General features: G+C 26.3%; 14 protein-coding genes. 13 read left to right on the top strand and 1 reads right to left on the bottom strand.

Translation table 11 applies throughout. From position 1 onward, the window contains the following. The 13 genes from ACWYO2_RS02755 to ACWYO2_RS02695 form a co-directional block, all read left to right on the top strand. The coding region (locus tag ACWYO2_RS02755; RefSeq protein ID WP_455514968.1) for an OmpA family protein at window positions 1-966 on the top strand (966 nt) is incomplete at its 5' end. A gap of 179 nt (window positions 967-1,145) precedes the next feature. After that, window positions 1,146-1,709, top strand: coding sequence for a DUF6162 family protein (locus ACWYO2_RS02750; RefSeq protein ID WP_455514967.1), 564 nt, complete (start codon window positions 1,146-1,148; stop codon window positions 1,707-1,709). Window position 1,710: 1 nt separating this feature from the next. After that, window positions 1,711-2,403, top strand: coding sequence for a metal ABC transporter ATP-binding protein (locus ACWYO2_RS02745; RefSeq protein WP_455514966.1), 693 nt, complete (start codon window positions 1,711-1,713; stop codon window positions 2,401-2,403). Window positions 2,404-2,411: 8 nt separating this feature from the next. Next, complete coding sequence (locus ACWYO2_RS02740; RefSeq protein WP_455514965.1) at window positions 2,412-3,287, top strand: metal ABC transporter permease; 876 nt, start codon at window positions 2,412-2,414, stop codon at window positions 3,285-3,287. Window positions 3,288-3,301: 14 nt separating this feature from the next. Beyond that, on the top strand, window positions 3,302-4,192 hold the full coding sequence (locus ACWYO2_RS02735) for a hypothetical protein (protein ID WP_455514964.1): 891 nt from the start codon (window positions 3,302-3,304) through the stop codon (window positions 4,190-4,192). A 1-nt stretch (window position 4,193) separates the two neighbouring features. Continuing rightward, a complete protein-coding gene (locus ACWYO2_RS02730) occupies window positions 4,194-4,655 on the top strand; it encodes a hypothetical protein (RefSeq protein WP_455514963.1) in 462 nt (153 codons plus the stop codon). Between the two features lie 98 nt (window positions 4,656-4,753). Next, a complete protein-coding gene (locus tag ACWYO2_RS02725; protein ID WP_455514962.1) occupies window positions 4,754-5,164 on the top strand; it encodes a cell division protein SepF in 411 nt (136 codons plus the stop codon). 3 nt (window positions 5,165-5,167) lie between these two features. Then, window positions 5,168-6,466: a GTPase ObgE gene (gene obgE, locus ACWYO2_RS02720; protein ID WP_455514961.1), complete on the top strand. Its 1,299-nt coding sequence runs from the start codon at window positions 5,168-5,170 to the stop codon at window positions 6,464-6,466. Next, window positions 6,444-7,337: a tRNA (adenosine(37)-N6)-dimethylallyltransferase MiaA gene (miaA, locus tag ACWYO2_RS02715; RefSeq protein WP_455514960.1), complete on the top strand. Its 894-nt coding sequence runs from the start codon at window positions 6,444-6,446 to the stop codon at window positions 7,335-7,337. Before obgE ends, miaA begins: the two co-directional genes overlap by 23 nt. 3 nt (window positions 7,338-7,340) lie before the next feature. Then, window positions 7,341-7,799, top strand: a complete 459-nt coding sequence (locus ACWYO2_RS02710; protein ID WP_455514959.1) for a PTS sugar transporter subunit IIA — start codon at window positions 7,341-7,343, stop codon at window positions 7,797-7,799. Window positions 7,800-7,807: 8 nt separating this feature from the next. Beyond that, window positions 7,808-8,443: a uridine kinase gene (gene udk / locus ACWYO2_RS02705; protein ID WP_455514958.1), complete on the top strand. Its 636-nt coding sequence runs from the start codon at window positions 7,808-7,810 to the stop codon at window positions 8,441-8,443. 11 nt (window positions 8,444-8,454) lie between these two features. Beyond that, complete coding sequence (gene trpS / locus ACWYO2_RS02700; protein WP_455514957.1) at window positions 8,455-9,432, top strand: tryptophan--tRNA ligase; 978 nt, start codon at window positions 8,455-8,457, stop codon at window positions 9,430-9,432. Beyond that, window positions 9,429-9,938, top strand: a complete 510-nt coding sequence (locus ACWYO2_RS02695; RefSeq protein ID WP_455514956.1) for a hypothetical protein — start codon at window positions 9,429-9,431, stop codon at window positions 9,936-9,938. Before trpS ends, ACWYO2_RS02695 begins: the two co-directional genes overlap by 4 nt. A 44-nt stretch (window positions 9,939-9,982) precedes the next feature. Here ACWYO2_RS02695 and ACWYO2_RS02690 read toward each other — a convergent pair whose 3' ends face one another. Further along, window positions 9,983-10,912, bottom strand: coding sequence for an L-lactate dehydrogenase (locus tag ACWYO2_RS02690; protein WP_455514955.1), 930 nt, complete (start codon window positions 10,910-10,912; stop codon window positions 9,983-9,985). Window positions 10,913-11,104 lie beyond the last annotated feature (192 nt).

Genomic DNA, 11,104 nt, shown 5'->3' with positions numbered 1-11,104 from the left:
GGAATAATTAAAGCGAATGTATTACAAGCAGAAAATGGAGATGCGCCTTTAGCTATAGTTGGTAAATTAGGATATAATTTCATTAAAGATGTTGATAAAACACATCCAACTAATGACAAAGCTGCTGCAGGTGGGTTATATTATGCATTAGGATTTAATGGAGAATATGGACCATTTGTAGTAGAAGCATTAGCTTCAAGAACTCATTTAGATAAAGGTGTAATATCAAGTGCAAAAACTACTGAGAATGTAGAAGATGCTAATTCAAGAGAAGGTGTGATAAATAAAGTAGGAATTACTGCAGGGGTAAGAATTGGTAAATTATATAATCCAGTAGAATCTATTGTTGAAAAACCAGTAGAAGTTGTAGCACCTAAGGTAGAAATGCCTAAAGTAGAAACTCCAAAAGTTGAAGAACCTAAAGTAATTTATGTTCCACAAATAGTTGAAGTAATTAAAGAAGTACCAGTAGTTAAAGAAGTAATTAAAGAGGTACCAGTAGTTAAAGAAGTAGTTAAAGAAGTACCAGTTACTAAGGTTGAAAAAGAAACTCCAACTGTTCAAAAATATACTTTAGAAATTAGTGCAGATGCATTATTTGCGTTTGATAGATATCAATTAAAAGATATGAAACCTGAAGGAAAAGCTCAAATCGAGAAATTTGCTTCTGAATTAAATAAAGTTTATTCAAATGTAGTACAAATTGATGTTGTTGGACATACAGATAGATTAGGTTCTGATGACTATAACTATAGATTAGGACAACGTCGTGCAACTACAGTTAAGAATTATTTACAAACTTTAGGGGTTAAAGAAAGAATAGTAGCTACAAGTAAAGGTGAAACTCAACCTAAAGTTAATCCACAAAATTCTAATTTAACTATATTAAAACAAGAATTAGCACCAAATCGTCGTGTAGAAATATCAGTTACTGGTGTTAAATTAGAGTATGAAGTTCAAAAATAAATAAATTATATTAACTGAGTCGAAAGACTCAGTTTTTTTTATACTATTTTAATACCAAAAAAAAATATGTTGATTAATTGCTTTTTAATAATGTTTATAATCCTTTAATACTGAATTCGATTGCTTGAATTAGAGATATAAAAGTGTTATAATTCAATAAAAAAGTTATAGGAGCAATAGTGAAGATAAAAAAAATTAAACCTTTAGAGAATACTAAAGAAAATAGATATGTATATATAAGTGTTATGTTAATTTTATTATTATCAATAAGTTTAATATTTTTAACAAATATAAAGAAAACTGACAGAATATTATCAAATAATGAGATAAGTAGTTTTGAGAATTTTAATAGTGATGAAAATGGTCTTTATTCAGATTTATATAACTATTCAACTGAATTAGAATTAAATACTGAACTTAGTGAGTTTAAAGATGTCGATGAATTAGAAACTGAAAATATTTATCCATTTGTCAAAGATGATTTATGGATTAAAAGAGGGTCTATAGAATGGACTAAGGTAGAAAATGATAATATTGTGTATTATATAGGTAAAAGTAATGATGTTCATATAGGTAATTTTATACTTTCTTCAAAATTGAGTGATGATAAGGTTGAAAATAATATTATGTATTATAAAGGAATGATAAAAGATGCAGAAGATGCTATCAAAAATATAGATAAATTTAAAGTAATAGTACCTTTGAAAGGTGAAGATTTGATAAACCAGATGAATGGAGAATAGTATGTGTAAAGGGTTAGAAATAGAATTTAAAAATTTTTCTCTCACTTTAGGTGAAAATAAAATTTTAGAAGATATTAATTTAAAAATAGATAGTGGAAGTATACATTGTTTAATAGGTCCTAATGGTGGAGGTAAATCAAGTTTAGTTAAATCCTTATTATCTATGATGCCACACGAAGGGGATATATTAATAAAGTATGATGATTATATTAGAATTGGTTATGTACCTCAAAAATTAGATTTTGATAAAACTATACCGATTACTGTTTGGGATTTTTTTATAATGATATATCAAAAGAAACCTTGTTTTTTTAAAGCAAATAAGGAATTGAAAGAAAAAATAAATAATATACTTAAGAGTATAGATATGTATGATAAAAAAGATAGATTATTAGGAGAACTTTCTGGTGGAGAATTACAAAGATTAAGTCTTGCACAATCACTATATCCTAAACCAAATTTATTAATATTAGATGAGCCTTTTAATGGAATAGATACAGTTTGTGAAAATTTTTTTATAGAAAAAATTAAGAAATTAAAAAAAGAAGGTGTTACAATAATATGGATACACCATAATATTAAACAAATAATTGGGATAGCAGATAAAGTAAGCTGTATAAAATCTTCTCTTGTATTTACAGGGGTACCAGAGGAAGAATTAAAAGATGAAAGAATATTTGAAATATTCTCGTAAGGAGCAGTATGGAATTTTTAAGATTATACTTTGTTGATTTAGTAAATAGTGGTATTTTGCCTGATTTTTTTAAATATGGATTTGTAATTAATTCAATAATTGCATCATTTTTGATAGGACCAATATTAGGTGGAATTGGTACTATGGTTATAATAAAAAAAATGGCTTTTTTTTCAGAAGCTATTGGACATGCTGCTCTTGCAGGTATTGCGATAGGAGTTCTTTTAGGAGAAGCTTATGACTCACCGTATATTATGCTTTTTGGATATTGTATAATATTTGCGATAATAATTAATTATACTAGAAATAGAACTTATATGGGGACAGATACATTGATAGGTATATTTTTATCTTTATCTATTGCTATAGGAGCAATATTAATAATATACATATCTGGTAAAGTTAATTCCCATATGTTAGAATCTGTTTTATTTGGTTCTATATTAACAGTTTCAGATTTAGATTTATTAGTTTTAGTTGTAGTAAATATAGTTTTAATTGGACTTGTAATGTTATGGTATAACAAAATTCTATTTTCTAGTTTTAATAAAAATATTTCAATGGTTCGAGGAGTCAATGTTATATTTTTAGATTATGTATTTATACTTATAATTACAATAGTTACAGTAGCTTCTGTAAAAATAATAGGAGCTTCTTTAGTTGAAGCATTGCTTTTGATACCAGCAGCTTCAGCTAGAAATATATCTAAAAATATTAAAACTTTTATAGTATATAGTATATTGTTTTCAACTTTAAGTTGTTTACTTGGAATATTGTTACCTTTAATATTTGAGGTTTCTATTCCTTCGGGACCAGCTGTTATTATAATAGCTGTAATAATATTCTTTATAACTATATTAATTAAAAATATTAAAAAATATTGAGGAAAGGTGAAAGAATGAAAAAAATTTATATATTATTTTTTAGTATACTATCTATTGTTAGTTTTTCAAATAATAAAATTTTAACTTCTAATCAAGTTAGTTATACTTTGGGTAAAAATTTAGTTAAAGGCACTGATATAGATGTAGTTAATGTATTTGATTCTTATACAGATATGTTTAATCAAAAAGTAAGTTTTGATAATTTAGATAATAAGGAAGAGGTATTAAAAAATTCTGATGCTGTTATATCATTTTCTCATAATTTAGAAGATGATTATATATATGAAATAACAAGAAGAAATAATATTAGAGTTGTAGATATTGATTTAAGTTATAGTTATAGAGAAAATTCATCACTTGTCTTGAATGAAAAGTTAGATGATATTGGAAATAAAATTAAATTTAATTGGCTTGATTATTCAAATATTTATAAAATGATAGATATTTTAAAACTTGATTTAACATCATTGTATCCTAAATATGAAAATATTTTCGAACAAAATTCTTTATTACTGAAGGAAAAATTTATGAAGGATTATAACGAATTTATGGATTATGTTTTGGATAATAAATTGGATATAGCAGTTATACAGATAGGAAATTCTGAACTTGATTATTTATTAGATTCTTTAGAGATATATCATTATAACATAGGGTATAATCCTAATAAGAATCTGTTGAAAAAAACTATGGAAGAAACAGGAACTAATAAATTTGTTTCATATAAAACTTTAAGTAAAGATACGATTAAAATGATAGAAAGTCTTGGTGGTAAATATATTAAATTATCACTAGCAAACATACCAGTAGATTTAGATGATGATGATTTAGTTGATGAAGATGGATTTATATATATTTTAAAAGATAATTTAGATAAATTAAAAATATTACTAGGAGGGAAATAATATGAAAAAGTTTTTATTATTATTTATATTAATTGCTACAACATTTACGTTTGCACACACACCTTTATTAAGTGTTAGTGAAGTTGAAAATGAAAAAGGTCTTATAAAAATAAAAGGTGGATTTGATAATGGAGAATCTGCTAGCGGAGAAACTATATATTTACTTAGTGATTTGGCTTACGATGGAAATGAAGCGGTTTATGAAGAAGAGGGTGGAGAAAATTACTTTGGTAAGTTTATAATATATGAAGGGGAACTAAATTCTAAAGAAGAATTAGTATTACCTAAGCCTGCAATGAAAAGATACTTAATTTTATTTTCTGGAGGAATAGGGCATGTAGTTTCTGCTAAAGGTATAGCTTTAAGAAATGATGAAATTGATAATTGGACTAAATTATTGGAAGATTATAGTTCTTCTTTAGGAAAGTATAAAGAAAAATTTAAAATAAAAAACTTTAAATAGATTCACATTTGTGAGTCTATTTTTAAGTTTATAAGACTTTACAAATATCCTAAATAGTTGTATAATATTTAATAATAGTATGTATTTGGAGGTATATAATGGGATTTTTAAATAAATTTTTTAGTGTAGAAGAAGAGGAAGAAACAATTGTTGAAGAAAAAGTTGTTGTAAATAAAGAAAATAATGGAGCTATACGTTTCTATGGTAAAGATAATAAAGATAATAAAAGAGAGGTTGAAGAAATAATGTCAGGAATTAAATATGCTATAATAAATCCTAGAGTTTTAAGTGAAGCTCAAACTATAGTAGGGTTGGTAAAAGAAAGAGTAATGGTTACCTTTAGTGTTGAAAATTTAAATAAAGAAGATGCTCAAAGATTAATAGATATGGTATCAGGAGCAACTAGTGCAATGAGTGCTAAAGTGTATCAAGTTACATCAAAAGTTTTAACTTCTGTTCCAGAAGGTGTTATTATAGAAGATTATCCAAAGACTGGAGAAGAATTCTAGGCAATGTTTATTGATGAAAGTATAATAACAGTAAAATCAGGTAAAGGTGGAGATGGAGCAGCTACTTTTAGAAGAGAAAAGTTTGTACAATTCGGTGGTCCTGATGGAGGCGATGGAGGAAATGGTGGTAGTATAATATTTAGAGCTAATCCAAATATTAATACACTAGTTGATTTTAAAACAAAAAAAATGTTTGAAGCTGAAGATGGAGTTAAAGGGAGTGCTGCTAGATGTAAAGGTGCTTCTGGTAAAGATTGTATAATTGAAGTTCCAGTTGGAACAATGATAAGAGATTATGAAACAGGTCAACTTTTGGTAGATCTTGATGAATATAATGAAGAAGTTGTTTTACTTAAAGGTGGATTAGGAGGAAGAGGGAATATACATTTTAAATCTTCTATTAGAAAAGCACCTAAAATAGCAGAATCTGGTAAAGAAGGTATGGAATTAAAAGTTAAACTTGAATTGAAACTTTTAGCAGATGTTGCATTAGTGGGTTATCCTAGTGTAGGTAAATCAAGTTTTATAAATAAAGTATCAGCTGCAAAATCAAAAGTTGCAGATTATCATTTTACTACTTTGAAGCCAAAACTTGGTGTTGTTAAAGTAAGTGATGAAGAAAGTTTTGTTATAGCAGATATTCCAGGTCTTATAGAAGGAGCTCATGAAGGAGTTGGACTTGGAGATAGATTTTTAAAACATATAGAAAGATGTAAATTGATTTTGCATATAGTAGATATCTCTGGATTTGAAGGTAGAGATCCAGTAATTGATTTTGAAAAAATAAACTTGGAGTTGTCAAAATTTTCTAAAAAATTATCAAATAAGAAACAAATAGTATTTGCAAATAAAATTGATAATATATATGAAGGAATAGAAGAATTAAAAGAAAAATTTGAAAAAGAAATAATTTCTCATGGTATAGAAAAAGAAAATATAGTATTTGGTTCTATATTAACAGGAGAAAATTTGAAAGAATTAGTAAGTAAAATATGGGGATTAGTTAAAGAGATTCCTAGAGATGTAATAGAAGAAGAAGCAAATCTTGATGAAGTTTTACCTGATCTTGTTAAAAAACAAGATGATTGGATAGTAAAAAAACTTGATGATGAAGTTTATGAAGTCAAGGGTCAAATTGTTGATAATGTACTTAGAAAATATGTTCTTATAGGAGAAGAAGGAATAATACAATTCTTACAAATAATGAGAAAATTAGGTATGGAAAAAGTATTAGAGGATAATGGTGTAGTTGAGGGAGATACTATAATAATAGCAGGATATGAATTTACTTATGTTATATAATTCATTAGTTATTGCTGGTCCAACGGGTGTAGGTAAAACTGCACTCTCTTTAAAGTTAGCAAAAATTTTAAATTTTGAAATAATATCTGCTGATTCTATGCAAATATATAAAGGAATGGATATAGGTACAGCTAAAATAAGAAATGATGAGATGCAAGGTATAAAACATCATATGTTAGATGTTGTTAGTCCTAATGTAGATTATTCTGTTGGTGATTATGAGAAAGCTGTAAATAGAATATTAAAAGATAATACTAAAAAATATATGTTAGTTGGTGGAACAGGGTTATATATTTCAGCTATAACTGATGGATTTTCTAGTCTACCTTCAAAGGATGATAAATTAAGAAGAGAACTTGAATTAAGAGATTTGAATGACCTTTTAGAAGAATTGAAAGTATTGGATATAGAAACATATATGAAAATAGATAGAGGTAATAAGGTTAGAATAGTGAGAGCCTTAGAAGTATGTAAATTGACAAATTCTAAATTTAGTTGTTTAAATAATAAAAATATTAAAAATAATGATTATACTTTTTATAAAGTATTTCTTACTAGAAATAGAGAAGAATTATATGAAATTATAAATAAAAGAATAGACAATATGTTGGAAAATGGTCTTTTAGAAGAAGCAAGATACATACATGAAAATTTTCCTACGAATAAAGCTATTGGATATAAAGAATTATTTGATTATTTTGATGGAAACTCTACTTTTGATGAAGCTGTAGAGCTTCTTAAAAGAAGAACTAGGAATTATGCTAAAAGACAAATAACTTGGTTTAAAAATCATAGTGAGTATAATATATATAATTTAAGTATAATGTCAGAAGATGAAATTATAAAAGATATTTTAAAAAAAATGAGGTAAAAGATGAATATAACAGATTTTTTAAATGATAATAGAATAGTATTTGGATTAGAATCTAAAAATAAAGAAGATATTTTAAGAGAAATGGCATCTTTGTTTTTGAAAGATGATGGTATAGTAAAAGAAGGAATGTTTGATACATTTTTTGAAGATTTGATAGAAAGAGAAAATCTAACATCAACTGGTATGCAAGATGGTATAGCGATACCACATGCCAAATCTCCAGCTATTGAGAAAATTGCTTTAGCAGTTGCTATTGTTCCAGAAGGATTAGATTTTGATTCTTTTGATGGAGAACCTTCTAAATTATTCTTTATGATTGCTAGTCCTGAAAGTACTAAAAGAGAACATTTAGATTTATTACAAAAAATTTCTAAATTATCATATGAAGATGAATTGTTAGAAAAATTAATAAATACTACTGAAAAAGTAGAAGTTAAAAAGATATTAGGATCACTTTAGGAGGAAATATGAAAAAAGCTATTGTTATAGGAATAGCTGGGGGAACTGGTAGTGGTAAAACAAGTATTGCTCAAGCAATACTTGAAGATTTAAAAAAAGGCGGAGAAAAGGCATTGTTACTTGAACAAGATTCATATTATGTAAAAAATGATGAAATGCCTTTTGATGAAAGAGTTAAATTAAATTACGACCATCCTGATGTTATAGATTTTGATCTTTTAGAGGAGCATATTATAGCTTTGACTAATGGACAAAGTATAGAAAAACCTATATATAATTTTGCAGAATATAATAGATGCAAGGAAACAGAAGTTGTTGAATCTAAGCCTATAATTATAGTTGAGGGAATATTAATATTATCAGTACCTAAAATAAGAAAACTTCTTGATATGAAAATATTTGTAGATACTGATGATGATGAAAGACTTTTAAGAAGAATGGAAAGAGATATTCAAGAAAGAGGAAGAAGTTTTGAAAATATTAAAAATCAATATATAAAAACAGTTAAACCAATGCATCTTGAATTTGTAGAACCTTCTAAAAGATATGCTGATGTAATAATACCTAGAGGTAAAGAAAATGAAATAGGAATAAAGATGGTTTCTAGTAGATTGAGATATTTAATTAGGAAACATACTTTGTAAAGGAGTAAAATATGAAAAGAAGTTTGTCAGGTATACAACCAAGTGGAGTTTTACATCTTGGTAATTATTTTGGAGCGTTAAAGCAATTTGTTGATATGCAAGATAATTATGAAGGATTATATTTTATTGCAGATTACCATTCATTAACTAGTCAAATTAATCCAGAACTTTTAAGACAACAAAGTATAAATATTGTTATGGATTATATAGCAGCAGGACTAGATCCTAAAAAATCTACTATATTTTTACAGTCTTCAGTACCACTACATACTGAACTTATGTGGATATTATCAAATTTAACTCCTATGGCGTTACTTGAAAGAGGGCATGCATATAAAGATAAGATTGCTAAGGGAGGAAAACCTAATGTAGGTTTATTTAATTATCCAGTTTTAATGGCTTCAGATATATTGATATATGATACTGATTTTGTTCCGGTAGGTAAAGATCAAAAACAACATATAGAATTTACTAGAGATTTTGCAATTAGATTTAATGAGTTTTATGATAAGGAAATATTTAAATTACCTGAACCTCTTATACTTGATACGGTAGCAACTGTTGTAGGAACTGATGGAGATAAAATGTCAAAATCTTATGGTAATATTATAAATATGTATGTTCCTGAAAAAGAATTAAAAAAACAAGTTATGAGTATAGTTACAGACTCAACACCTCTTGAAGAATCTAAGAATCCAGATAATAATATAACAAAATTGTATTCTTTATTTGCAACAGAAAAAGAATTAAATATTATGAAAGAAAAATTTGTTGCAGGGAATTATGGATATGGACATGCTAAAAAAGAATTGTTAGAGAGAATACTTGATTATTTCAAAGAACAAAGAGAAATAAGATTTAAATTAGAAAATAATTTAGATTATGTAAATAAAATTTTAAGAGAAGGAAGTATTAAAGCTAATGAATTAGCAAGTAAAAAAATGAAAGAAGTAAGAGAAGTTGTAGGACTTATAGGAGGAAATTTATGAAAAAATATATAATAGCAATATTTATGAGTATGTTTTTAATTTCATGTTCTGCTTTATCTATTATAGATAAATATAATGTACCTAATTCAGAAGTAAAAAAATCTGTTGCAGCTAAAGTTAATGGAAGTCAAGACTTTATAGTTGTTAAAGGAACTAGTACAGTAGAAGATGTTTATGTAGAAAATAACAAATTACAAGTAGTTATTAAACTTGAAGTAAGTAATGTTTTAAGTGCCATATTTTTACCAAGTGCAACTACTGAAATGAAAATATATATTGAAACAGGAATAAAATATAGAGATGGTAAATTATATACAAATAATATTAAGATAAAGAAAATAACTGGTATATTAGATCAGGCTCAAATTAAACAAATATCTAATGGTATAGTTTATACATTATTAGATAATAATGAAATTTATGATTTTAGATCTAAGGGTATAAATCCTAATCTTATAGAAGATGTTTATATAGGCGAAAATAATATAGTTGTAGATTTTAAATAAAATAAAGGCTTAAATGGAAGGATATCTCCATTTAAGCCTTTTTATTACAATTCTAATTCTTTTATTATATCTTTTAAAATCTTTTTAGTTGTTTCTAATTTTTCTCTTTCCTCTTTTTCAAATTCAGGACATATTTTTAATTGTTGTCCATTTCTTCCAACTATATTTGGAACTGAATAGTATACATCTTCTAATTGATTATATGATGAAACAGTAAGTATAGAATGTTCATCTCTAAGTATAGCTTCAACTATTCTTCTTGTAGCCATACCTATAGCATAGTTAGTGTAGCCTTTTCTTGATATAATATCATAAGCTGAATTTTTAACTTTTTCGTGTATATTTTCTTTTAGTTTTTCAGGATCTTTCCCTTCTCTAGCGCAAAATTCATAAAAACTTAAAGGACCTATTGATGCTGAAGACCATACAGGAAATTCAGAATCACCATGTTCTCCTATAATATATGCATGTACATTTCTAGCGTCTAAATCAAATTCTTCTGCAAGATAATATCTTAATCTTGAAGTATCAAGAACTGTTCCTGTTCCTATAACTCTATTAGAAGGGAATCCAGATAATTTATATGCAACCCAAGTAAGTATGTCCACAGGGTTGGTAGCTATAACTAATACAGCATTAGGAGAATAACGTGCAACTTGTGGAATTATAGTTTTAAATATTGCAACGTTTTTGTGAACAAGATCAAGTCTAGTTTCTCCTGGTTTTTGATTTGCACCTGCTGTTATAATTACTATATCAGAATCTTCAGTATCTCTATAATCTCCGGAAACTATATTTACAGTTTTAATAAATGCAGCTCCATGAGCTATATCTAATACTTCTCCTTCTGCTTTTTCCTTATTAACGTCAACAAGGACTACATGTGATGCAAGTCCTGAAAGAACGACAGAAAGAGTTGTGGCTGAACCAACAAATCCAGCTCCTATTATTGAAACTTTTGATGTTTTTTTCATAATTCCTCCAATTTATTCTTTTTTTTTATTATATCATTTTAATATTTTATTTTCAAACAAACTAGATATATTAGTGTTTTTAATTAAAAAAATTATATTAAAAATACGATTTGTTTCTCTTTGTGAATTTATTTGAATAAAGTTTAAAAATAAAGTATAATATCATTTAGAAAGAGGTGAATATGAGAGTTT

Source organism: Pseudostreptobacillus sp., from assembly GCF_977040545.1.
The sequence above is the reverse complement of the archived record's forward strand: the minus strand, read 5'-3'. Positions and strand labels throughout refer to the sequence as shown.